General features: G+C 44.7%; 17 protein-coding genes. 10 read left to right on the top strand and 7 right to left on the bottom strand.

Going from position 1 to position 24,023, the window contains the following annotated elements; all coding sequences use genetic code 11:
- The first annotated feature begins 138 nt into the window (after nucleotides 1-138).
- The 5 genes from QME03_RS04760 (at nucleotide 139) to QME03_RS04740 (ending at nucleotide 10,803) form a co-directional block, all read left to right on the top strand.
- Entirely contained in the window at nucleotides 139-2,196 is a 2,058-nt protein-coding gene (locus QME03_RS04760; RefSeq protein ID WP_281723640.1) for a DNA topoisomerase 3, read from the top strand.
- 295 nt (nucleotides 2,197-2,491) lie between these two features.
- Entirely contained in the window at nucleotides 2,492-3,832 is a 1,341-nt protein-coding gene (locus QME03_RS04755; RefSeq protein ID WP_281723639.1) for a TolC family protein, read from the top strand.
- Nucleotides 3,833-4,685: 853 nt separating this feature from the next.
- Nucleotides 4,686-7,913, top strand: a complete 3,228-nt coding sequence (locus QME03_RS04750) for a SusC/RagA family TonB-linked outer membrane protein (RefSeq protein ID WP_281723638.1) — start codon at nucleotides 4,686-4,688, stop codon at nucleotides 7,911-7,913.
- A gap of 19 nt (nucleotides 7,914-7,932) precedes the next feature.
- The gene (locus tag QME03_RS04745) at nucleotides 7,933-9,867 is read left to right on the top strand and encodes a RagB/SusD family nutrient uptake outer membrane protein (protein WP_281723637.1); all 1,935 of its coding nucleotides are present in this window, start codon (nucleotides 7,933-7,935) and stop codon (nucleotides 9,865-9,867) included.
- A gap of 24 nt (nucleotides 9,868-9,891) precedes the next feature.
- The gene (locus tag QME03_RS04740; protein WP_273146586.1) at nucleotides 9,892-10,803 is read left to right on the top strand and encodes a discoidin domain-containing protein; all 912 of its coding nucleotides are present in this window, start codon (nucleotides 9,892-9,894) and stop codon (nucleotides 10,801-10,803) included.
- A gap of 1,668 nt (nucleotides 10,804-12,471) precedes the next feature.
- On the opposite strand, the gene QME03_RS04735 is transcribed toward QME03_RS04740, so the two are convergent.
- The 5 genes from QME03_RS04735 to QME03_RS04715 form a co-directional block, all read right to left on the bottom strand.
- Entirely contained in the window at nucleotides 12,472-12,942 is a 471-nt protein-coding gene (locus tag QME03_RS04735) for a hypothetical protein (RefSeq protein ID WP_273146588.1), read from the bottom strand.
- 155 nt (nucleotides 12,943-13,097) lie between these two features.
- Nucleotides 13,098-13,670 (bottom strand): crossover junction endodeoxyribonuclease RuvC, encoded by a 573-nt coding sequence (gene ruvC, locus QME03_RS04730; RefSeq protein WP_110370303.1) that lies wholly within the window; start codon nucleotides 13,668-13,670, stop codon nucleotides 13,098-13,100.
- 129 nt (nucleotides 13,671-13,799) lie between these two features.
- Complete coding sequence (locus tag QME03_RS04725; RefSeq protein WP_281723636.1) at nucleotides 13,800-14,444, bottom strand: MBL fold metallo-hydrolase; 645 nt, start codon at nucleotides 14,442-14,444, stop codon at nucleotides 13,800-13,802.
- A gap of 101 nt (nucleotides 14,445-14,545) precedes the next feature.
- On the bottom strand, nucleotides 14,546-15,166 hold the full coding sequence (rsmG, locus tag QME03_RS04720) for a 16S rRNA (guanine(527)-N(7))-methyltransferase RsmG (protein ID WP_281723635.1): 621 nt from the start codon (nucleotides 15,164-15,166) through the stop codon (nucleotides 14,546-14,548).
- A 98-nt stretch (nucleotides 15,167-15,264) separates the two neighbouring features.
- The gene (locus tag QME03_RS04715) at nucleotides 15,265-16,065 is read right to left on the bottom strand and encodes an RsiV family protein (RefSeq protein ID WP_281723634.1); all 801 of its coding nucleotides are present in this window, start codon (nucleotides 16,063-16,065) and stop codon (nucleotides 15,265-15,267) included.
- Nucleotides 16,066-16,316: 251 nt separating this feature from the next.
- On the opposite strand from QME03_RS04715, the gene QME03_RS04710 reads away from it, so the two are divergent.
- Both QME03_RS04710 and QME03_RS04705 read left to right on the top strand, forming a co-directional pair.
- Nucleotides 16,317-16,877, top strand: a complete 561-nt coding sequence (locus QME03_RS04710; RefSeq protein ID WP_025815989.1) for a 30S ribosomal protein S16 — start codon at nucleotides 16,317-16,319, stop codon at nucleotides 16,875-16,877.
- A gap of 101 nt (nucleotides 16,878-16,978) precedes the next feature.
- On the top strand, nucleotides 16,979-17,611 hold the full coding sequence (locus tag QME03_RS04705; protein WP_281723633.1) for a response regulator transcription factor: 633 nt from the start codon (nucleotides 16,979-16,981) through the stop codon (nucleotides 17,609-17,611).
- A 54-nt stretch (nucleotides 17,612-17,665) separates the two neighbouring features.
- Here the strand turns inward: QME03_RS04705 and QME03_RS04700 are convergent, their stop codons facing one another.
- Nucleotides 17,666-19,273, bottom strand: coding sequence for a DUF7017 domain-containing protein (locus tag QME03_RS04700; RefSeq protein WP_281723632.1), 1,608 nt, complete (start codon nucleotides 19,271-19,273; stop codon nucleotides 17,666-17,668).
- Between the two features lie 382 nt (nucleotides 19,274-19,655).
- Here QME03_RS04700 and QME03_RS04695 point away from each other — a divergent pair, with 382 nt between their 5' ends.
- Nucleotides 19,656-20,093 carry a hypothetical protein gene (locus QME03_RS04695; protein ID WP_281723631.1) on the top strand — a complete coding sequence of 146 codons (438 nt, stop codon included), beginning with the start codon at nucleotides 19,656-19,658 and terminating at the stop codon, nucleotides 20,091-20,093.
- Between the two features lie 76 nt (nucleotides 20,094-20,169).
- Here QME03_RS04695 and prmA read toward each other — a convergent pair whose 3' ends face one another.
- The gene (gene prmA, locus QME03_RS04690) at nucleotides 20,170-21,039 is read right to left on the bottom strand and encodes a 50S ribosomal protein L11 methyltransferase (protein ID WP_281723630.1); all 870 of its coding nucleotides are present in this window, start codon (nucleotides 21,037-21,039) and stop codon (nucleotides 20,170-20,172) included.
- Between the two features lie 231 nt (nucleotides 21,040-21,270).
- On the opposite strand from prmA, the gene QME03_RS04685 reads away from it, so the two are divergent.
- Both QME03_RS04685 and QME03_RS04680 read left to right on the top strand, forming a co-directional pair.
- Nucleotides 21,271-22,251 carry a heterogeneous nuclear ribonucleoprotein A2 gene (locus QME03_RS04685; RefSeq protein ID WP_281723629.1) on the top strand — a complete coding sequence of 327 codons (981 nt, stop codon included), beginning with the start codon at nucleotides 21,271-21,273 and terminating at the stop codon, nucleotides 22,249-22,251.
- Between the two features lie 54 nt (nucleotides 22,252-22,305).
- Nucleotides 22,306-23,943 carry an OmpP1/FadL family transporter gene (locus QME03_RS04680; RefSeq protein WP_281723628.1) on the top strand — a complete coding sequence of 546 codons (1,638 nt, stop codon included), beginning with the start codon at nucleotides 22,306-22,308 and terminating at the stop codon, nucleotides 23,941-23,943.
- Nucleotides 23,944-24,023: the final 80 nt, after the last annotated feature.

Here is a 24,023-nt window from a genome sequence, read left to right as displayed (position 1 = left end):
GTTTCTGCCTTGTCTTTTAGTTTTTTTCTTCGCTAAAAAATGCTTTTTGCCAATGCCTCAAATACAGTTAGCCCATCAAGCTGGCACCATATTATAAATAAAATTCCTAACTTTGTAGTCGTAATTCGATAAAACAAGATGATAGTTTGTATAGCCGAGAAACCTAGTGTGGCACGCGACATCGCCTCTGTGATTGGCGCAACTGCTCAACGCGATGGATATATGGAGGGAAATGGGTATCAGGTGACCTGGACTTTTGGACACCTCTGCACCCTAAAAGAACCCAACGACTACACCGATAATTGGAAAAGGTGGAGTCTGGGGGCACTCCCCATGATACCTCAACGCTTCGGCATTAAGCTAATTGAAGACCGTGGTATCGAAAAACAATTTCAAGTGATTGAACGTTTGATGCAAAATGCCGACGAGATTGTGAACTGCGGTGATGCCGGACAGGAGGGCGAACTCATTCAACGATGGGTGATGCAGAAGGCGCAAGCTAAATGTCCCGTGAAGCGGTTGTGGATTTCGTCGCTCACAGAGGAGGCCATCAAACAGGGTTTTGCCAATCTTAAAGACCAAAGCGAATACCAACCGCTTTATCTTGCAGGACTTAGTCGTGCCATTGGTGATTGGATTCTGGGCATGAATGCCACGCGACTCTACACCCTAAAGTACGGACAAAACCGACAAGTGCTAAGCATTGGGCGTGTGCAAACACCTACTTTGGCCCTCATTGTTAATCGGCAATACGAGATAGATAATTTTAAACCCGAGGCTTATTGGGTGCTTTCAACCATCTATCGCGACACCTTGTTCACCGCCACAACTGGAAAATTCACCAACAAGGAAGAGGGAGAACGCGCCTTTGCCACCATTGCCAATAAAGATTTTGAAATTACGGATGTGGTTAAGAAGAAAGGAACCGAGGCTCCGCCCCATCTTTTCGACCTTACCTCGCTGCAAGTGGAGTGTAATCGCAAGTTTGGCTATTCGGCCGAAACCACGCTCAACCTCATTCAAAGCCTCTACGAGAAGAAGCTTACCACCTATCCACGCGTTGACACCCAATATCTTAGTGATGATATCTACCCCAAATGTCCGCTTATATTAAAAGGTGTGAGGGGATACGAAGAGTTTACCCAGCCACTGATGGGTAAGCCTTTAAACAAAAGTAAGAAGGTGTTCGACTCCTCAAAGGTTACCGACCACCATGCCATCATACCCACAGGCGTTGCTGCAGGAGGGCTTTCGGATATGGAGAGCAATGTGTACGACTTGGTTACACGTCGTTTTATCTCGGTGTTTTATCCCGATTGCAAGTTTTCTACCACTGCCGTTACGGGTAAGGTAGACGATGTTGAACTCAAAGCCACGGGTAAGGAAATTCTTGAACAGGGATGGCGCATGCTCTATAGTAAGGATGCCAACAACACCAATAATGATGAAGACAACCCTAAACCAGCGGCCGAAGAAAGCACGTTGCCCACTTTTACCAAGGGAGAAAAGGGGCCACACACACCTACCTTGAGCGAAAAGTGGACTGTTCCGCCAAAGTTCTACACCGAGGCCACGCTCTTGCGTGCAATGGAAACGGCTGGAAAGTTTGTTGATGATGAGGAATTACGCAGTGCACTGAAAGAAAACGGCATTGGCCGACCTTCTTCGCGCGCTGGCATTATCGAGACTTTGTTTAAGCGACACTATATCCGCCGTGAGCGTAAAAACCTTTTGCCCACTAAAACTGGTATTGAATTGATTGGCATCATTCGCGAAGAACTGCTCAAAAGTTGCGAATTGACGGGTATTTGGGAAAAGAAATTGCGCGACATCGAACATGGTAAGTACGACGCTCAGCAGTTTGTTAACGAACTGAAGGTGCAGATTACCGAAATTGTTAACGAGGTGTTGGGCGATAACTCTCATCGTCAAATCACCATCACCACCGAAGACGACTTGAAAAAAACTATCGTTAAGAAGAAAACCACGACCCCTAAAACTAAATCTCCTGCTGCAACAAAGAAGCAAAGTGAGCCTCAAAGCCAATCTCTTCAAGCGCTGCCTGCCAACGATAGCATTGTGGGCACGTTATGTCCACAGTGTCAGCAAGGACAGATTGTCAAAGGTAAAGGCGCCTATGGGTGCAGCAATTGGAAGGCGGGCTGCAAGTTTCGTTTGCCTTTTGGCGATGCCTAGCCTTTTGGTTGTTCGCCTTTTTGCATCTCTTGCAATGTTTCGCTACAATACAATGGCATTAACCCAACCATAAATTATTGTTAAACCCAGTGCCGAATGTAAACTTTTTAGCCGTTTTTTGTGTCTAAACTTACATAATAACATCCTGCGTACAAGCATAAAAGGGCGTATGAAGCGCACTCACATGAAGTGTAGCTGTTGGCAAACAACCTCATTCACCCCTCAATGTCTACATACAACCTACAACTAACGTAAAATGCCGCAAGGCGCAATCAACAATAAAGCACAATATATAATGAAGAAATGGATATTAAGCCTTGGCGTACTCTTCGCCTTGCCCACCATGCTCTTTGCCCAAACTCACCAATGGACATTGAAAGACTGCATTAGCTATGCCATGCAGCACAATATCAGTCTGCAAAAGCAACGGCTTGCCGTGAAAACTGCCGAAGAAGATGTGCTGAGAAGCAAGTCCGACCTCTTGCCTTCGTTGTCGGCTTCCACCTCGCAAAACGTGAACTATCGCCCTTGGCCCGAAACTGGGCAGGCTCGTGTGTCTAATGGTTACGTGCAGTCGAGTGTGGATAAGGTGTTCTATAATGGCTCTTATGCGGTTAATGCTCAATGGACCGTGTGGAATGGAAACCGCAACCGCAACACCATTGCACTCAATAAGCTGGAGGCAAACAAGGCTCAAGCCGAAGAAATGGTGTCGGCTACCACCATTCAAGAGCGCATCGCTCAGCTTTATGTACAAATCTTGTATACGGCGGAGGCCATCAATGTGAACAAGCAGTCGTTGGAAACGAGCACCCGAAACGAAGAGAGAGGTAAGGAAATGTTTGATGTGGGTAAGATTAGTAAGGCCGATTTGGCTCAGCTCACTGCCCAAAGGGCACAAGAAGAATATAATGTACTGGCCGCACAAAGCACCTTGGCCGACTTTAAACGCCAGCTTAAACAGCTGTTGCAAATAACCGACGACACGCCTTTTGAAGTGGCTGTACCTGCCACAACCGACGATATGGCCCTGCAGGCTATACCTGCTGTGAGCGAGGTTTATGCCCAAGCCATTAGCTGGAGACCTGAGTTGAAAGCCGCACAACTAGCCATCGACGCATCAGAATTGAATATTAAGATGGCTAAAGCCCAAAACCTACCAACGCTAAGTCTTGGCGCTAGCTTCGGCACCAGCACCTCGTCTATGAGCGATGCTGCGTGGGGCACGCAGATAAAAACCAATTTCGACATGGGCGCTGGTCTCTCTTTAAGCATTCCTATCTTTGACAATCACAATAAACGCTCGGCCGTTAGTAAGGCGTTGATTGGTAAACAAAACTCATTGCTCGACCTACAAGACAAGAAAACAACGCTTTATTCGAATATAGAAGACTGTTGGTTGCAGGCCACCAATAACCAAAATAAGTATAAGGCGGCAAGGATTAGTGTTGAGAGTGCGCAGCAAAGTTTTGATTTGTTGAACGAACAGTTTAATCTTGGAATGAAAAATATCATCGAATTGATGACGGGAAAAAACAATCTTGTTTCTGCTCAGCAAAACGAATTGCAGAGTAAATATTTGGCCATCCTTAATATTAGCCTGCTCCACTTTTATAAAACGGGCGAAATTAAGTGATTTGTAGTCTCTTGGTGACTTGTCTTTTCTTTCCAAATACCCTCTAACGCCAGTTGCTTTGCTTTTATGGCTTTTGTTTTAGTGGGCGCAGGCTGCAAGGCTGTCTAAAAAAGCCACTTTGCAATAAGCCCCTTCAAACCTGAATTGTGGTTTGAAGGGGCTTATTGTTGGTATGTGCGACGATGTTTTTGTCTCCAGGGTCTTTACCTACGATAACTCCATCCTTTAACACTATAATGGCTGTTTTTTGTGTTTACGCTCATGATTAGGGTAGGAGATGGAGCGTGTTGTTTGTACTACACATTATAATATATAGAGCGATTTGCAGATGTGGACAATACGTGAGCGGTGTTGAGGCTGGTGTGATTGCGTAAATAGGGGAATAAAGTGAAGGGCAAAGATGGAAAAGAAAGGGAAAACAGAGGATGGCTGATGTTGAAGAATAAAGCTGGTGAAAAAATTGTAAAGGTTAGATGCTAAACAAGCGTCTTTTGATGATAGGGTTTTGCGAACAGCTTTTTAAGTTCGATAGTATTTTTAACGCGGAAGTATGTTTTTTTAGTTTGCTTATGGTTGGATAAGATTTATGTATTAGGGTCTTGATTTTCATTTGTTTAGTTGTAGTATCTGTTTAAAAGGAGTGCTTTTCATTAGAGTTGATTAACTAAAATTAACGGTTTAATAATAAATTAATTAATAAAACATCGGATAGAATAAGAATTTTAATTACTTTTGCAAGGCAATTCTCTACTAGATGACAATAGGAAATTATTTGCGCCCTGCCTTGAAATAAATGGCTACAAGATTAGACAAATCATTTTAAAAAGTTACAATCATAAACTAAAACCACATTATGCAATCACAAACAACCTTGACTAAGAAGTTGTGTTGTACTGTGTCGGGAGCGGCTTTGCTAATGCTCGCCCCATCTTTGCAGGCTAAAGCTTATGCCAGCGCATGGCCGCTTGGTATGCCTTTGGCTAGTGTTGCTGCCACTCCTAATGGATTGACGGCATCAGTTTTGCCTGCTCAAAACAGTTCTTCACCAAAAATCGTGGGTGTAGTAACCGACTCAAACACCGGCGAACCGCTAGTGGGAGCCACTATTAAAGTGGCTGGTACAAACGATGGAACTACCACCGATGTTGATGGACGCTTTGAAATCCGTGCGTCAAAGGGTGCAACGCTTGAGGTTTCTTACTTGGGATACACCAGTAAGAAAATCAAAGTTACCGATGTAAAGGTGTTAACCATTACGCTTTCTGACCAAGCTCAGATGCTGGAAGGCGCTGTTATTACGGCTTTCGGTACGGCTCAGAAGAAAGAAACCGTTACTGGTTCTATCCAAACAGTTAGACCAACCGACCTGAAAGTGCCTGCAACAAGCCTTTCTACTGCCTTTGCGGGTAGACTGTCGGGTGTTATTGCCTATCAGCGTAGTGGCGAACCTGGCAACAATGGCGCTAACTTCTTTGTGCGTGGTGTCTCTACTATGAGTGGTGCAACGTCTCCGCTCATCGTAATGGATGGTGTTGAGATTTCTCAAGGCGACCTGAATGCCATCGACCCCGAAATCATTGAGAGCTTCTCTGTGTTGAAAGATGCAACCGCTACGGCCATGTATGGTACACGTGGTGCTAACGGTGTGCTCATCATTAAAACCAAATCGGGAGCCGACCTCGACCGCCCTGTTATCGGTGTGCGCGTAGAAAGCTGGGTGAACACACCCACTAAGGTGCCAAAAACTGTTGACGGTGTTACCTTTATGCGCATGTACAACGAGGCTGTAAGAAATCAAATGTCGGGCGACTTGCTTTATTCGGACGATAAAATCAACGGAACAATGCAAGGACTTAACCCCTATGTATATCCTAACGTTGACTGGTATAACGAGCTTTTCAAGAGTGCAACTTGGAATCAACGTGCCAATTTCAATGTTCGTGGTGGTACTTCGAAGATTACTTACTTCATGAACATCAATGCAAGCCACGAAACCAGCATGCTCAAAGACGTGTCTAGTAAGTATTTCTCTTACGACAATGCTACCAGCTACATGAAGTATGCCTTCCAAAACAACGTAGATTTCAACATCTCTAAGAACTCTAAGCTGTCGCTTCACCTCAATGTGCAACTTACCAATATGCATGGTATGCTTACAAATAAAGATGGTGGCGGTGTTGGAGAAGTGTTCAATGCCATCATGGGAACCAATCCCGTTGACTTCCCCATCACCTATCCCAAGCAAGGTGAAGCGTGGTATCGCTGGGGAGGCTTGCTGGCTGGAAACTATAATCCTGTTAACCCCGTGGCTTCGGCAACTACTGGGTATCGTGATGAGTTCTCAAGCACGGTGGTAGCAAACATCAATTTCGACCAAAAACTCGACTTTATTACCAAAGGCTTGTCGTTTAAGGCGTTGTTCTCTTTCAAGAACTGGTCGCATAATAATAAATATCGAGTGCAGAATTACAACCGCTATCAGCTTACTGATTATGCTGCTAACCCATCAGTTGAGGGTGGATACGATATGACTGTGAAGCCTATTGCTGTTCCTGAAAAGTATATTTTGAATAACTTCTTTAGCACTTCCGGTGACCGTAGATATTATTTCCAAGCATTTGCAGATTATAATCGCGCTTTTGGTGACCATACTTTAAGCGGTATGCTGTTGTTTAATATCGACGAATATAACTCGAATGTAAACTCTAACTTCTTGTCTTCACTCCCAAAGAGGCGTATGGGTTTGGCTGCACGTCTTTCTTACGATTATAAGTATCGTTACATGGTGGAAGTGAATGCGGGTTACAATGGTTCAGAAAGTTTTGCTAAGGGGCATCGTTGGGGCTTCTTCCCATCTATCTCTTTGGGATGGAATGTTAGCGAAGAACCTTTCTTCGAACCACTTAAGAATACCGTTAAGCAATTGAAACTGCGTGCTTCTTATGGTTTGGTTGGTAACGACCAAGTAAAAGATCAGCGTTTTGCTTATCAAGCCATTGTAGAATTAGGACAGAGTCCAGGTTTCACTTCGGGTTATGGTGGACAGACTAGAGAACTTAAAGGCCCTGTATTCAAGCGTTTTGAAAACAATAAACTGACTTGGGAAGTGGGCCATAAACTCAATGTGGGCTTTGATTTGAACGTGATGGATATTAAACTTACCGTTGATGCCTTCCGCGAAATACGTAGCAACATCTTCCAACAGAAGGGATCGGTACCTAACTATTTCGGTACCGCATCTACCGTAATCTATGGCAACTTGGCCAAAGTAAAGAACTGGGGTATTGATTTGGCTGCCGATTATGGTAAGAATATCACCAAAGACCTTTCTGTTGAGTTCCGCGGAACATTTACTTTCGCACGCAACAAGGTGCTTGAATATGATGAAGCAGCCGACACGCGTCCTGCTCTGAGACAAGTAGGCAGAAGCCTAAACACCTATATGGGTTATGTGGCTAATGGGCTTTACATCGACGATGCCGACATTGCCAACAGCGCAAAATCAACAATTGGCAATATTGCTATTGCTCCTGGTGACGTGAAATATGTTGACCAACCCGACCAAAATGGTGAGTACGACAACAAGATTGACGCTAACGACCGTGTACAATTGGGCTATCCCCACGTGCCCGAAATCATTTACGGCTTCGGTCCTTCTATTTCTTACAAAAAATGGGACTTCTCTTTCTTCTTCCAAGGACAAGCTAACGTAAGCTTGATGATGAGTGGTTTCGAACCATTTGGTACACAAAGCAAGAAGAATGTGCTGCAATGGATTGCTGACGACTATTGGGGAAAAGACAATCAGAACCCCAATGCACGCTATCCACGCCTAACTAAGTATAACAACAGCAATAATATGCAGGGGTCTACCTATTGGTTACGCAATGCGGCATTCCTTCGTTTGAAGAGCCTTGAGGTGGGGTATAAATTTAAGTTTGGCCGTGTTTACGCCAGTGCAACCAACCTTGCCACCTTCTCTGCATTCAAATTGTGGGATCCCGAAATGGGTGGAGGAGCTGGTATGAGCTATCCGCTGCAAAGAACTTTCAACATTGGCTTGCAGCTAACATTTAAATAATCAATAACTGAACAATAAGATGAAATCAATATATAGAATTTTCATTGCCGCGGCGGTGACGTTCTCGTTGGCATCGTGCAACTTCTTGGACATCGTTCCAGATGAAAATGCAACGAAAGAAGATACCTATTCGGATAAGGAAAAGACAGAAGGCTATCTTTATTCTTGCTACTCGTATTTGCCACAGTCTAACTTAGGACATTCTTCGCTGGATTTTTTTACCGGCGACGAAGTGGTTACGGCATTCGAACACGAAACGTTTGCTGCCTTCCCTAAAGGCAATTACACGGCTGCCTCTCCTGTTATCTCCTATTGGAACACCTTTTTCCAAGGTCTAAGACAGTGCTACATGTTCTTGGAAGCAGTAGATAAGACACCAGACCTTGATGAGGATAAGAAGATTGACTATAAGGCACAAGCCCAATTCCTTATCGCTTACTATCATTATCTGCTTGCTCGCTGTTATGGTCCTATCATTTTGATTAAGGAAACACCAGACATCAATACTACAGTAGACAGCTATGCACATCGCGCTCCTTATGATGAGTGTGTACAATGGATTTGCGATAAACTGGATGCAGCTGCTGCCGACCTTCCTGAGAGACGCGACCAAATACAATATGGCCTTGCAACAAGCGTGGCTGCAAAGGCTGTAAAAGCAAAAATGCTGCTCTATGCTGCTTCGCCCCTCTTTAATGAGCGCGCTCCCGAACTGTTTAAGAACTTGCGCGACCCAGACAATGGCACGCAATTGATGCCCACTGCGTACGATGCAAACAAGTGGGTGAAGGCTCGCGAAGCGATTAAAGAAGCCATCGACATTGCTGAGCAAAATGGTTATCATCTCTATACCAAGCAAGACCGATTTATTGGCGAAGCTGGTAAAAACCAATACCCCGCTGCTGGACCCGTTCGCTGCTTGCGTTTAATGACTTTAGATTATCAAGAGGTTAACCCCGAGGTGCTATTGGCCGAAAGCCGTGGCGAAGGATGGTACGGTGTGCTTAGCAAATCGCTGCCTTTCAGTGCCTCTGGTTGGGCTTGGAATGGTGTATGTCCTACATGGGCAATGCTTAATCGCTTCTATACCAAGAACGGATTGCCATGGGATGAAGACCCCGAATATAAGAATGTAGATAAGTTGCAAATCGTTGCTATCGACTCTGCTCACCAAGACCAAGGCCAGTTGGGTAAGCAAACCATCGCCTTTAACCTCGATCGCGAGCCACGTTACTATGCGTGGATTGCTTTCCAAGGTGGATATTACGAAGTGCAAAACGACCCTTCTAACCCTGCTTACACCATGAGCAATGGACAAAAGAACACTTCAGACACACGTTTGGTTTGTGATTTCGTGCTTGGTGGTAACTGTAGCTTGGGTACGCCTACAGTAAAGCGTACGGGTAACTATTCACCTGGTGGCTATCTCAATAAGAAGTTTGTTAGCCCCAATACGGCTGTCTCTGCTCGTGGTGGCGGTTCGCGCGAGTGGATGCCCTTCCCCGTTATCCGTTTGGCCGACCTTTACCTGGCTTATGCTGAGGCTTGTGTGGAGACAGGCGACCTTACAACAGCTAAAACCTATCTTAACAAGGTGCGTCAAAGAGCAGGAATACCCGATGTTGAAACATCGTGGGCACGTGTGGGCGCTACACTCGACCAAGCTAAGTTGCGCCAAATTGTTCGTCAAGAGCGTATGGCTGAATTCTATTTGGAATGTCAAAACTTCTGGGATATGCGTCGCTGGATGCTTGCTGAGCAATATTTTGGAACTAAAGCCAAAGGTTTGAACATCAATGCAACCAATATGACAGAGTTTGCTGAGCTGCACGAAATTCAATACGAACGTAAGTTTGAAGCTCCTACGCAATATCTATTGCCCATACCCATTGATGATATCAACAAGAATCCTCACCTTGTGAACAACCCCGGATATACCGGTGACCATAGGTAACATCCACTTTTAATATTCAACAAAATGAAAAAAATAATATTATCTATCGTTTGTTTGTGCGCGATTGGCTCGTTCTTCTCGTGTAGCAACGACGACAACGGACCAGCACCTGCGCCACTTGCCGCTAATGCAATTACCTACGACAAGGTTCCGGGCGCCATCATCATCAGATTGAACAAACCTGCTGAGCCAACATATAAGTACATTAAGGTTACTTATCAAGTACCAGGAGAAGACAAACCACGTTTGCGTTTGGCTAGTGCCTATGCAGATTCTATCAAGATAGATAACCTGTTGGCACGCTATGGCGAGATTGAATACTCGCTGCAACCTGTTAGCGAGACGGGTGTTACTGGCGAAGTAACGAAGATTACTGCGCAAGCTGGTGCAGCATTGAAAACGGTTTACGAGACGTATAAAGACCCTATTGAGTTTGATATCAACCGCGTGTGGACCGATGACCCTGAATCAAGCGAGGGACCATTGTCTGCTTTGATTGATGGAAAGGAGAATACGTTCTTCCATATGAGTTGGAGTGCACCCAAACCTTTCCCTCATTACATCGTGTTCGACTTGGGACAAGAACGCACTGCATTGCAATTCCGCTATGTATGCCGCGACAACAACAACAAAGACAACCCCAAGGAAATGGATGTTTTGGTGAGCAACACCTTCGAAAACACAAGCGACTATTACACCAACGAAACAGGAACACGCAAGGTGGCTACCTTTGCTAGCTTGCCTGGTGATAAGAAGGCTGTGTACGAATCGGCTCGCACCATCAAGAGCGACACGCCTTTCCGCTATGTTTGGTTTAAAATTAAATCGTCTACCTCTAATTCTAATTGGGTGGCAATGGCCGAATGGCAAGTGTTTAAGGTGAGAGAAAAGGTGTTCGACCCTGAACTCAACGAAACAACGATATTGGAATATTAAACTGATGGCTTAACATACAGACAAGTTTACTTGGCCCAAGAGGCAAATAGTTAAGCTGTTGAACTGTTTAAAAGCCAAAGATTATTCTTAAAAAAATGCTCATTAAAATGCCGCGTGCTTGTATTGCATGCGGCATTTTTTTCAAAACCTGTTGTTAGTGCATTTAGATTTTGTGTGTTGTTGAACCCCAATCGGTTAATAAACCACAATGTTTCCATAGTTCTTGTTTTTATGTTGTTTCCTAACAGCTTTTATTTTCTTGTCGGCATCTTGTATGTCTTGCACCTTAACGTAGCCCGCTACGCCTGCTTTACAAAGAAAGGCAATCTACTCGACAATAAAGCAACATCTGTTTAGGCTCTAATGACTGATTTGGGTTTAACCAATGGTCTGTCTTTTTCTAAAGGCGAAGTGAGCTAAATACAGGCAGATGCCCGACAAACAAACCATAGATGGAATTAGAAGCAATGAAAACAACATGAAATAGGTGGTTAGCGGTCTAACTACCGATTGGGTTTAAATGGATTGGTTAGATTATTGTTATCCGCATTTTCATCCTGCAGGAAGCTAAACTACTAGATTTGGAAATGTTAAACTGGTAATGAAACTTTACAAAACACACCTCTTGAGGCGAGCCCTTCTAGCGAAAACAAATGCCAAAAAGCACGCTTTTTGCCCCATTTTTTTTGCCCTTTCTCGTTTTATTTTACATTGGTTTTTACCCCAATTGCTGCAATTTGTGGCTTTTTGCCATTCTATTTCGCGTTTTAGTCGAAGTTTTTCACCGTCCAAGAAACCGTTTTTTATGGGTAAAAACTCATATTCTTTGTTCAATTTTACTTATAAAACAAGCCTCTTCCTTGAGTTATGTAAAGATTTGAGCAAGCGAAAAGACTGCGTTTAGCATCGTTTTACCTTGCATTTAGCACCAAAACACACTGCATTTAGCACCAAAATGCACTGCATTTAGCACCAAAACGCAGTGCGTTTAGCAGCAAAACGCAGTGCGTTTTGGTACTTTTTGCATTAAATATTAGTATAAAAGGCTTGTTTTTTGGTATAAATCGCTGTTTTTGTAAAGAAAAACAATCTGCTTAGCGTATCCAAACTTTGTGTTGCTTACATCAAAATAAACCCTCGCGAGAATTGAATATTTGCAAGCGATGGGCAATTGAAGAGCAAAAAGGGCACTCATAATGTTAAATTTTGGTGCGTTTATTTTACAATATTAGAATGACGCCGGATGGCAATTGCGTAAAATATAGTTTCTTTCGCATCGTTAATCGCGCGTGTGTGTAGAATGATAAAGGTGTAAAAACATAGTGCGAGCAAAGCGTTTAAGTGGTTTTTATGGTGTTGCTGTTAATCTTTTGTTTGTTTGCAGGCTGCTTACCAGCTGTCTACACTGCTCTCTACTTGCTATGCAAAGCCTAATACGATTTATTTGCTCAGCAAGTCAATGAAAGATGGAGTAGAAGCAAGGATAACAACAAATAACAAGTGATAACCAGTTTAACTACCGATGAGGGTTTAAGTGGGTAAATAAAAAAGACAGGGACAACAATGTAGACTGTTATCCCTGTCTTTTTATATGCTTAATCCACTCATTGCTATAACGTACAGCGTGTAGTAAGGTTAGAGCTAGCGTTTGAATGATGCGTTAAGCGCCTAACGTTTGCTGCGAATTTCGGCCAAAGCCTTAACCCAATCGGTATCTAAAGAAAATTGCGTCATGTAGTTACTGTTGTCGTAATAACTCAACACCAACTCTTTGTCCATATCGTTAAAGCGACTGTTGTTGATAGACGCATTTTTAAAGCGGGCCATAACCAATTCTTTTTGCGTTTTTTTCTTCGCTTCAGACAAGCGTTTAAAGAAGAGGTTGATGAACTCGTGCATGGCATAAGCCTGTGTGTCGAGCATACGCACGGTGCTATCGGGCATGAGCTCTTTCGACTTCATTGCCATATAGTTCAGTTCGTCTACCTTAAATGTAGCCACTTTGCGCACGTCAATGCTCTTACTCTTGTCGGCAGCCGTTTGTTTCGACACCATCAATATGCGCTTATACACTTCTTGTGCTTGCGCCGTGAAGCATGTGGTGCATGCCATCAGCGCCAAAATCAAAATCTTTTTCATTGCTCTTACTTTTATTTTTTATACTTCTAATCTATTGCGTTTATTATTCTCTATTGTTGTTATACCTGCTTTTGTTGTTGTTTGCGAGCCTTATATTGCTTTTTAAGCCAGAGTGCTTAGCCCATTCGTAGACCCTAAGGAGGCCCGTGTTGGGCTTATTTGCCAGCAACTCGGTTTTGGTTGCGGCTTACAAAGTCCTTCCAACCTTTGTATTTGGTGTCGGTTTCGGGTCTTCCCATCTGTAAAAAGTGACAATAAGCAGCCCCAAGCGCATCAGTGGCATCCATAAACTTAGGCATGTCTTCATCGCTTAGTTTCAGCATACGCTTCAACATGCCCGCGACTTGCTCTTTAGAAGCTTGTCCTTGACCCGTGATGGCCATTTTTATTTTTAGCGGTGCATACTCGTGTATGGGTATGTCTCGATGGATGGCGGCTGCAATGGCAACGCCTTGCGCTCGGCCAAGTTTCAACATTGACTGCACGTTTTTACCAAAGAATGGTGCTTCGATGGCCATTTCGTCGGGCAAATACGCCTCGATAATGCCCGCGACACGTTCAAAGATATGCCCTAGACGCAAATAGGGGTCGGGCATTTTGCGCAGGTCGATAACGCCCATGGCCACCATCTGCGCTTTGTTTCCAATCACGCGGATGACGCCATAGCCCATCAATGTGGTGCCAGGGTCGATGCCTAATATTATCTTCTCTGTGTCTTGCTTAAGCATGAGTCTTTTTTAGTTGCTCTAGTGTACTATACTTTTCTAGGATTTACTAGGTCCAGCTACGTTCGTCTAGGTGTTTATTGTTTTCCTAGAGTTTTAGTATTCCTGATGTTTCTAGTATTTCTAGTTACCTTATCTATCTAAATAGGGATTGTGTGCCAGCTCGTAACCAATGGTTGTTTCTGGTCCATGCCCAGAAAACACGCGTGTGGTGTCGGGCAATTGCGACAAATGGCGTATGCTTTGCATCATCTTAAACATGCTTCCACCAGGGAGGTCGACCCTTCCTACCGAACCTCTGAACAGTGTATCGCCAGTAAAGGCAACCCCTTCTTCGGCACAATAGAATACACAACTGCCCTCGGTGTGGCCCGGTGTGTGGATAATGGTAAAGCAATGATTGCCCCATTGAATGGTGTGAGCCTCGGTAAGGCAGGGTGCAAGGGGTGGTTGTTGCTCTTCCAAGGGCATGTTAAGCAGGTAAGCAGCTTGCTCGGGCAGATGTTCGAGCAGTTGGCTATCGTCTTCGTGCACCTCTGGTTGTAGGCCATAAGTATCGTATACAAAAGCATTACCCAGGTTATGGTCTACATGGCCATGGGTAGCCAGCAGTCGGGAAGGCTTCAATTGGTTGTCGGTGATATACTTTTTGAGGGCCTCTTTATCTTTATCGAAAAACACGCCACAATCAATGATTACACATTCTTTTGTTTCGTCGGATACAACATAGCAGTTTTCTTGCAACATGTTGCACACAATATGATGAATATTCAGCATTGTTCTAAACTGTTTTGCTTAATATATATGGTGTGTGCAGCTGGATTTTAGGGCTAAGCCACTAATCAATTTGTGCACATTTTATATCTGGTGCATACCCTCTACATGGGTACATACACCACATTTTTCTCGTCGAACCATGCCTCTTCAAACCAATTCCCAATTGGAGTGATGTCGACAATCTTTTTCACTGCGAGCGTTTCTCCCTCAAGATTTCCCCCTTTGAGGCAAATTAGTCCGTTGGGGAGGGCATTACGTTGTTCGCGAGCAATGTTTTTTTTCACGATTTTCATGAGGTCGGGTAAAGGCATTACGGCCCTACTCACCACGAAATCGTAGAGTTCTTGTTCCTCTTCGCCTGCTTTTTGTTCGGCCTTTACGTTGGTTAGGCCAACAGCAGTAGCAATTTCTTGCGTAACGCGTATTTTTTTTGCCGTGCGATCAATGAGTTTAAAGCTGCATTGGGGGAAGATAATGGCTAGTGGAATGCCTGGGAAACCGCCGCCTGTGCCAAAGTCTAGTACTCGCGTTTGAGGCTTAAACTGCACATATTTGGCAATAGCCAGCGAGTGAAGCACGTGATGCAGGTACAGGTTGTCGATGTCTTTGCGCGAAACCACGTTAATACGTTCGTTCCAAGTGCGATAAAGTTCACCCAACTTGGTTAGCTGTTCCGTTTGTTCAGTTGTGAGTTCGGTAAAATATTTACGTATCTCGTTCATTGTTTTATCAGTTGTTGCGATGATTTAGCGCCGTGTTAAAGGCAATATGGCAGTTTCTGCCTAACCACTAAGTCACAGCTTGCGATGAAGTGTGTCGTTTATTTCAATATCTTGCTTAGTTCGCTGCGGGTGAAATTCACGCTAATTTCTCCCAAGGCGTGCGGTGCAATTTCGTCTTCACAATATATAAAGGTGAAACCATCATCATCGATAGCGAAATTATCGGGCACATATACGTGCGCATCGGCAAACACATCCTTTTTGATTAAACCCTCAAGTCCGTCTACGTCAAAGCGCTCGGCCAGTTTGTCTACCAGCATTTCCTTAAGTGTTAGTTCGTATCCAGGCACAAAAACATCTTGCAGTTGCAGCACCGTACCTGTTTTAATGTCGATGTTGCGCACCAAAGTTTGGTTAATTCCGTGCGCGCCTCCACCGAAAATATAAACTTTGGCCGTGTACACAACGATGTTGTCTGCGCCGTTTCGGGTAGAGGTTTTCACCTTATATTTGTAGTTATACGATTCGTAATGCTCTTTATCCTGACGATAAAGCACGCCATATTCAGTCTTATAGTCGCTGAGCATTCTTTGTGCAAATGAGTCAACAGCCTGCTTCATGTTAAACTTTTGATTGGTAAGTCCCAGATAATCGGGCATCAATATACCCGCATGCAGCAGCGCATTGTTAATCTTTTCGGCGTTGTTTCCTTTAGCGTATTGCAGATTAAGCGATATTTGGCATGTAGGTGCGAGCTTTGTTTCGCTTAAAGCCACTGTGGTATCAACCACAATACTATCGAAAGTTAGTCCGTCGACCTTTGCTGTGTCGCCCTTTTTGCTGGTGCAAGCCACAAAGGCCACAAGAGAAACAGCCAAAGTTATAAGTATTTGTTTCATGTATTTATTTTGCGTGATAATGTGCAAAGTTACGAAAAAAAATGCAAGAAAGGGTTCGTTGGGTGTTAATCTGTGTTTTTATAACGCCTGATTGTAGTCGTTAACCCAACGATAGCAACGCTTTTTGCCAAGCATTAACTAAAAAACACGCTTCGTGTGGCTCGTTATCAGAAAAATATGCGTACCTTTGCACTCGCTATCACGAGTTGATGGCATAAAATTCAAACCTAATTACATTATTTAATTGCACAATGGCAACAAAAATCAGATTACAACGCGGCGGCCGTAAAGGTTATGCTTTCTATGGCATCGTTATCGCTGACGCAAGAGCACCACGTGATGGTAAATTTACTGAGAAGATTGGTACGTACAATCCTAACACCAATCCCGCTACCGTAGATTTGAATTTCGAACGCGCCCTGCATTGGGTTGAGTGCGGTGCACAACCCACCGACACTGTTCGCAACATCCTTAAGGGCGAAGGCGTTTACTTGATGAAGCACTTACGTGGTGGCGTTAAGAAAGGCGCTTTTGATGAAGCAGCTGCTCAAAAGAAGTTCGATGCTTGGAAAGAAGAGAAGAACAAGGGCAACGAAGCTATCCGCACCAACGACGCTAAGGTAAGAAAAGACCTCGAAGCTAAGAAGTTGGAAGCAGAAAAGAGCATCAACGCTGCTATCGCTAAGAAAGTTAACGAGAAGAAAGCTGCTGAAGCTGCTGCTAAAGCTGAAGCCGAAGCTGCCAATGCTGAGGTTGAAACAGCTGCTGAAGCTCCTGCTCAAGAGGCTGCTGAAGCTCCTGCAGAAGCATAAAGCACTGCGCTTAACAAACAATAACGAGGGACATGCCATGATAAGGCTTGTTCCTCGTTTGTTTTTGTACTCCCACACCCACACCGTTAATCTGTGTTCATATGCTTATACTTGCCGATAACCAAGATATCACCCGAGCTGGTTTGCTATGGCTTTGCAGCGAAATGCACATCGAAGATGTTGCACTTGCTAAAGACAAAGCCGAACTTGCCAATGCTCTCGAAAAAGAGCGTGGAGCGGTGGTGGTGATAGACTACACTTTGTTCAACTTCAACAGTTTCGATGAATTGCTAGTGTGGCAACAGCGTTTTAAACATGCGCAATGGCTCTTCTTTAGTGAAGAACTAACGGCCGATTTTGTTAGAAGGGCCATGGCTAGCACGGCGCGGTTTGGTCTTATTCTTAAAGATGCCACGCTAACTCAACTCGAACAAGCCCTCAAAGATGCTTTTAAAGGTGAACAATACATCCAAACTGCTCTTGAACAGTTGGTTATAGCCCCCCAGCAAGAGGAAGAACAAGTTAAACTAACCAAAACCGAAACAGAAATATTGCGCGACATTGCTCTGGGATTTACCACCAAGGAGATTGCCGAAAAACGTTTTTCTAGCTTCCACACCATAAACACACATCGCAAAAACATCTTTAGGAAGATAAAGGTAAACAACATTCATGAAGCCACAAAGTATGCTTTGCGCGCAGGAATGGTAGATACTGCCGAATATTACATATAAATAATGGTTGTATAACGCGCATGTCTATATATAATAAGGTGTAGATTAAGGTGCTTAATGCTTGTTTGTCTCTGTGCAAGGAGGATATAAAAAGTTGTTAGCAGCCTGCAAATGCGCATTGTAAAATGCCCACATGTCGGCACAAGCCACCGTGTTAGGAGGCATTTCGTTGGCCAAGGCTTGCATTTCGGGTGTAGGCGTCCAATGATTTCTTCGATAAGTCTCGGCAAAGGCATTAACTTGCGCTTGCGCCTCGGCCAACATGCCCAGTTCCTTAAGTAGCGTTCCCAACATGAAATGCACCTTACCCAAAAACTTATCGCGTGGTTGAAGCAGGATGGCTTTACATAAAGCCGACAGCTTTAGCTCTTTATCGGGAGTGATATCGGCCAATTCTTTCCAGAGATAAAAACGTTGTTGCTTGCGAATCAGATGGCGAAGCACATCCAAAGCCTCATCCCTTTTACATGCTGCTAGTTTGGTTCTTACCCACAAGCGCATCAAACGCTCATTGTCGTTGAAGGCGATAAGCGCTCTTTTAAGTATCTCGGGCGTACGAACATGGAGTTTAATCAGTTCGGTTTCGTTGCACGCCGATAGTATAGCCACCAGTACACGTTCTACCAAGGCAGGGCATCGATGCCCCTCTCTGATGCTTCTGTGCCAATCGTCGTCGCTAAAATTACCCATTCCCCATGCCCTTATAAAGGTAAATAGAAGGCGTGGGTGCTGTTGCGGTAGGTGATGTAGATAGAAATTGAGAATTTTAGAATGGTATTCGTTTATCATATTACCGCCATTTACAGCCTGCGCATAGCGCATGGCAAGGGTTATAGCCGCCTTTTCGTCGTGTTTTTGCAAGTTGTATATGCTGAAAAACCAACTTCTCGCAAACAATTTTCCCAACTGTTGTTCGGTGAAATGGGGGTTGGGTAAGAAAATATCGCACACCTCTTGTAGGGCATAGCCCAAGCTAAAGCAATGTTCAACAACCCTTTCCGTCAAAGGACGGAATGTTTGTTCTTCGTGTTGCGAAGGCAGGAAGTCGGCTTCCGAAAAGGAGTTTACATCCCAAACAAAGATGAATTTAAGCAAATTGAAGTCGGCAAACCGTTCTTTTACACTCAAAGCCATCAATAACATTTGCGAATGCAGCAGCGAAGGGCGTGGATTATTCAGTTTGATATAATTAAACAAGGCCCATCTAGCCTGGGCCGATTGGCATTCGGCGAGCATCCGTTTAAGGTATTTATACACCACCCATCCCACTCTTTCGTGCAAAGCCAAAGGTAAATTATAATCAAGGAGCGGCAGCAACGTCTCGTAAGCCGCCTTTTCGCAACCATCTTTACACATTCGTTCGATGCGTTTTATCTGCGGATAAAAGGGCAAAGCATGCTCTTTGAGCTTGGCAATGGCTCTAGCGGCAATGCCTTCCGTGTCGTTCATCAGTGGTAACAGCACCTCAAGGAAGCCAATTCGCTCATTGGCCTCGTCCAATCTTTGCGCTTTGATAAGACATTCGCAGATGTCTTTCTGCACCCAAAACATGGCTATGCACGAATGAAAAGTTTTCTCTTGCTGCCAATCTTCGTTGGCTTGCAGCAAGGCTTCGTTCAGTCGGCCCGCCTTTCTCAAGGTCATAGTAGTGATAAAGCTCATGGTTAGGCAAATTTAGGTTATGATTAAACAACGCTGTTATAGTTGTTTTATTTTACGAAAAACCAAAAATATTCGGTTTGTTGCGGTGTGTAACCTTATCTCTAGTTTGTCTTACGGAGGCCTTTCAAAATGATATAGCACCATTGTAAAAGTCTTTATTGTAGATATTGATGTGTTGTGTAATACACGTGTAATGCCTTGATATGTAGCATGAAAGCTCATTTTAATTGGCATCTCTCGTTAAGTACATGGCCAAGATAAACTGCCTACGACTGTAGTCAAGAAAAATAAATATCTAAAAAAGGCAAACATTTTTTATACAAACATGCAAGCGTTAATGGTTTTTTATTATCTTTGCAATACCATTAAAACAATTTGCATTATGAAAGCTACGGAACAAACCATCATGCAGGTGGAACGCGCCATCAATAAGATAGCGCAAAAGTTTCCAAACCAGGACAGCAGCAACATTCTCACCGACATCCACATTAGGGTTTCGCAAGACTCAGGCGAGCTTCTTGCATTCGACGACGATGAAAGGGAGATAACGCGATGCGTGGTGGAGCAGTGGATTGAAAGCAGAGACGAGCATTTTTACAACAGCGTTACGCACATTCTACAAAACAATTTGCGGAGACTTAATGCTGTGGTTGAACGCATGGGCATACTCAGACCCTTTAGTTTTGTGCTTGAAGATGATGAGAAAAACCATGTGGCCGAGCTATATCTCGTTGACGATGACACCACAATCATCTCTGGAGAACTGCTCAAAAACCTCGATGAAGACCTAGATAGCTTCATGGAAGATTTGCTGAAATAATACCATTTGTTGTACGCAGCACAGAGCTTTGTGCCCTGTGCCGCGCCACTATGCCTGCAGGCGGACAACTTAGTAGTTACTGCTTGCTAAATGTTAAACACGCCCAGCCGTCCAGTTCTTTTTGAGATGTGAGCGCCAACCCCAACGTTTTGGCTGCCGCCACCAATATTGGCGTGTCTGTTTGGTAAAATCCACTAAGCACAATAGTGCCTTTTGGCGTTGTTTTTTCTACCCAAAGAGGTAGGTCGGCCAAAAGGATATTGCGATTAATATTGGCCACAACCACGTCAAAACATTTCTTTTCGGCGTTCAATGCTGTGGCATCGCCTTTTACAACCACCATGTTTTCCACGCCATTAAGCGTAGCATTGTGCAAACTGTTGTCCACACTCCATTCGTCGATGTCGTAACCCAGCACGCTTTCAGCGCCAAGTTTTGCGGCCACAATGCCCAAAATGCCCGTTCCGCATCCGCAGTCTAGCAGCTGTTTGCCCACCAGTTGTAGGCTCAACAGTTGTTGCACAACCATCCTTGTGGTCTCGTGTGTGCCCGTGCCAAAGGCTTGTCGTGGTTCGATGGCCACCTGCAAGCTCATGTTCGCCGGCAAATCTTCGGGCGAATAATGGCGTGCATCGTATATAACACATTTGTTTTCAATACAAATAGGCTCAAAACCATTGGCTTCCCACTCCTCGTTCCAGTTGCGGTTTTCGGCCTCTTCCATTTCATATTCAATTCGTGCCGAGGCAATAGGGAAGTCGGCGATGGCCTCATCCAATGTTTCTTTATCCAATAAATGGGGTTGCACATATCCCGTTAAGAACCCTTCAGATTCTTCAAAAGCTTCAAAACCCGCAGCCGCGGCAAGGTCGGCTAGCAGGTCTTTAGCTGCTTGTTCATCGGTGGCAGCCACATTCAGTTTGAAAATCGCTTTAAGATATTCCATATCAACAAGTTTGTTTTAAAATGATTTTGCCTTATTCTTGTGTTGGCAAACGGGCTTGCGTGACTTTGTTCAGCATTGATTAGCCCGCATGTTGCAAAGCAAGACCCATCGCAAAATTACAAAAAAATAGGGAAATCCTCTTTTTACTTAGGGAAAATCCTTATATTTGCATCACTATCATTTGTAAATTTGCAAAGTAACAAATTGCCTTTGGCAGAAAAGAACATTGACATGAAAAGATTAGGATTATTGGCAATCGGCTTGGCTCTTGGGTCGTTCTCAGCAATGGCCCAGACAGACGATGTGTATTTTGTACCAAAAAAGTCAGACAGAATTAACAAAGAACGCCAAGACAAGGATGAAACAGACGCCGATGTGTATTACTCGGGCTCGAACAGAAACGTAGACGAGTACAATCGTCGCACGCGTAACGGTAGTCGTTACCAGAAAATTAGTCGCGATTCGCTAGGCAACATCATTGTTGAAGAAGATGTTGAAGGCGTAATGGCAACTAGAGACCGTGGTTACAACGACCGTTCGCGACGAGACAACCGCGACTATTACGACGAGGACGACTATTATTACAGCCGCCGTGTAAGTCGTTTCTACGACCCTTGGTTCTTTGGCTATTATGGTTACTCACCTTATTATGGCTATTCGCGCTGGGATTGGGACTGGTACGACCCCTTCTATTATAGCTACGGGCCTCATTGGCGTGGCCATTATGCTTATTGGTATAACGATTGGGCATATCCCTATTATGGTTATGGCTGGCGTTCTCCTTATTATTATGGTGGTTATTACGGTCCCTACTATGGCTACTACAGCCCCTATTACAGCTGGGGTGGCTACTATTCACCAGGCTATTACTCGTATAGCGGTGGTGCAGCAGGCAGCCGAAACCATGGCAGCATGGACTCGAGAGCAGCAAGAGACCGCACCGACTATCGTTATCAAGGCAGCAGAAGCACGCGTTCGTCGGGCCGTAGTTATGGCGATGGATACCAACGCAGCAACAATGGCGACTTCTCCAACTCGCGGTCTTACGACAATAACCGCAACTACAACCCGCCCACTCGTAGCTACGACAGCGGTTCGCGCGGTGGTTCGTTCGGCGGTGGAGGCTCATACGGCGGTGGAGGTTCGTTCGGTGGTGGCAACTCCGGTGGCTCGCAACCCAGCAGAGGCGGAACATTTGGTGGCCGACGCTAAGCAAAGACAGTAATTAACAACAGAAATTGAAACAGGATTATAGAGATGAAAGTTATGAAGAAAAAATATTTGATGATATGTTCGGCCTTGTTGGCTTTCCCCGCAATGGCTCAAGACACATACGAGAATGCCCGCTTGCTGGGTAACGACCTCAACGGTACAGCAAGGTACGTGGGTATGGGTGGCGCAATGGAGGCATTGGGTGCCGACCTCTCTACCATTAGGACCAACCCTGCTGGTATCGGACTCTTCCGAAAGTCGGGAGTGAACTTCTCTTTAGGAGTGGTTTCGCAAGCCAACGCTAATGCTAAGCTAGACCATTCGGCTACGAAGCTAAGCTTCGACCAGATTGGTTTCTATCGCACCATGCGCACAGGCCAAACATCTTACGTTAATTTTGCTTTCAACTTCAGCAAAGGAACCAACTTTAACTACTTCCTTGCAGCTGCCGATCAGCTAAATAATGCCTCGCTTGGCAAGCAAGCTTATCTTAAAGGCATGCGTGGCTCGCTTTCGAATGGAGGTTATTCCATTGGTACTGGCTCTGGTTCGAACGTAGACACATACTATGGCTACATCGATAATTCTAGCAATAACATCGCCCGAAACTACGGGCAGCTGGATTATCTGTATTGGAACACACGCCTTGTGGATAAAAACACCCCCTCACTTTTTGGTTATGACGCGGCCAACGGATACGATTTCAACCGCTCACAACGAGGTTATATCGGCAACTACGATTTCAATATCAGTGGCAATGTTAACGACCGCGTGTACTTGGGGCTTACCCTTGGTCTGCGCACCGTTAACTATAAAGGCTATTCAGAATATGTTGAAAACCTCGTGAATGCTTCTAACACGGCCATAGGTACAGCCACAATTACCGATGAACGCAAAGTTAAGGGTACGGGTTTCGACCTTAGCGCGGGTGTGATATTCCGCCCAGTGGAAGAGTCGCCCTTCCGTATTGGTCTCTCAATCAACTCGCCTTCATGGTACGATTTGAAGACTGAGAACTACACCACCATACAAAATGTGGGTCAAAATCAAGGTAAATGGGAACATGGAAAGTCTAGCGAGGTGTATAACTACAAGCTTTTCACCCCCTGGACCTTTGGCGCGAGCCTTGGACACACCGTTGGCAACTTCCTTGCTCTGGGTGCTTCGGTTAGCTATGCCGACTATTCCACGGTTGATAACCGCTATATAGATGGCGAATATGTTGACTATTATGGTTACACAACCGAGACTTCGGCTAGCGATAAGGTGATGAACAACCACGCTAAACGCACGCTCAACGGTGTTGCAACGGTGAAAGTGGGTATGGAATGCAAGGTGCTGCCACAGATTGCATTGCGTGCAGGTTACAACTACGTAACGCCAGCATACAAAAAAGATGCTTTTAAAGACGGCGCACTTAATTCGGAGGGTTCTTATTATAGTTCGGCTGCCGACTACACCAACTGGAAAGGCACTAACCGCATGACACTTGGTGTGGGGTATATAGGCAAAAACTTCTCGGCCGACTTGGCTTACCAATACAGTGCTACTGATGGTGAGTTCTATCCCTTTACAAACGGACTGGCTGCGCACGATGCTTCAACCAACACCACGCTGGTAAACGAAGCTAAAGCGGTGCAGGTAAGCAACCAACGCCACCAAGTGCTCTTCACCTTGGGTTATCGTTTCTAACAACAAATCATCATTAGCGTGGTTGGCTATAGGCAAACAAGCTGTGTTGTGCCTGCAATAGTCAAACCCATTGCAATAGC

Origin of the sequence: Hoylesella shahii, assembly GCF_937990675.1 — a bacterium.
GTDB classification, from domain to species: domain Bacteria; phylum Bacteroidota; class Bacteroidia; order Bacteroidales; family Bacteroidaceae; genus Prevotella; species Prevotella shahii.
The sequence above is the reverse complement of the archived record's forward strand: the minus strand, read 5'-3'. Positions and strand labels throughout refer to the sequence as shown.

Bases quoted from the DNA above. Each gene is read 5' to 3' on its own strand.
- QME03_RS04755 (WP_281723639.1), top strand. From the start codon at position 2,492: ATGAAGAAATGGATATTAAGCCTTGGCGTACTCTTCGCCTTGCCCACC.
- QME03_RS04710 (WP_025815989.1), top strand. From the start codon at position 16,317: ATGGCAACAAAAATCAGATTACAACGCGGCGGCCGTAAAGGTTATGCT.
- QME03_RS04700 (WP_281723632.1), bottom strand. From the start codon at position 19,273: ATGAGCTTTATCACTACTATGACCTTGAGAAAGGCGGGCCGACTGAAC.
- QME03_RS04760 (WP_281723640.1), top strand. From the start codon at position 139: ATGATAGTTTGTATAGCCGAGAAACCTAGTGTGGCACGCGACATCGCC.
- QME03_RS04705 (WP_281723633.1), top strand. From the start codon at position 16,979: ATGCTTATACTTGCCGATAACCAAGATATCACCCGAGCTGGTTTGCTA.
- QME03_RS04680 (WP_281723628.1), top strand. From the start codon at position 22,306: ATGAAGAAAAAATATTTGATGATATGTTCGGCCTTGTTGGCTTTCCCC.
- QME03_RS04695 (WP_281723631.1), top strand. From the start codon at position 19,656: ATGAAAGCTACGGAACAAACCATCATGCAGGTGGAACGCGCCATCAAT.
- QME03_RS04740 (WP_273146586.1), top strand. From the start codon at position 9,892: ATGAAAAAAATAATATTATCTATCGTTTGTTTGTGCGCGATTGGCTCG.
- QME03_RS04685 (WP_281723629.1), top strand. From the start codon at position 21,271: ATGAAAAGATTAGGATTATTGGCAATCGGCTTGGCTCTTGGGTCGTTC.
- QME03_RS04745 (WP_281723637.1), top strand. From the start codon at position 7,933: ATGAAATCAATATATAGAATTTTCATTGCCGCGGCGGTGACGTTCTCG.
- QME03_RS04725 (WP_281723636.1), bottom strand. From the start codon at position 14,444: ATGCTGAATATTCATCATATTGTGTGCAACATGTTGCAAGAAAACTGC.
- QME03_RS04735 (WP_273146588.1), bottom strand. From the start codon at position 12,942: ATGAAAAAGATTTTGATTTTGGCGCTGATGGCATGCACCACATGCTTC.
- ruvC (WP_110370303.1), bottom strand. From the start codon at position 13,670: ATGCTTAAGCAAGACACAGAGAAGATAATATTAGGCATCGACCCTGGC.
- QME03_RS04715 (WP_281723634.1), bottom strand. From the start codon at position 16,065: ATGAAACAAATACTTATAACTTTGGCTGTTTCTCTTGTGGCCTTTGTG.
- QME03_RS04750 (WP_281723638.1), top strand. From the start codon at position 4,686: ATGCAATCACAAACAACCTTGACTAAGAAGTTGTGTTGTACTGTGTCG.
- prmA (WP_281723630.1), bottom strand. From the start codon at position 21,039: ATGGAATATCTTAAAGCGATTTTCAAACTGAATGTGGCTGCCACCGAT.
- rsmG (WP_281723635.1), bottom strand. From the start codon at position 15,166: ATGAACGAGATACGTAAATATTTTACCGAACTCACAACTGAACAAACG.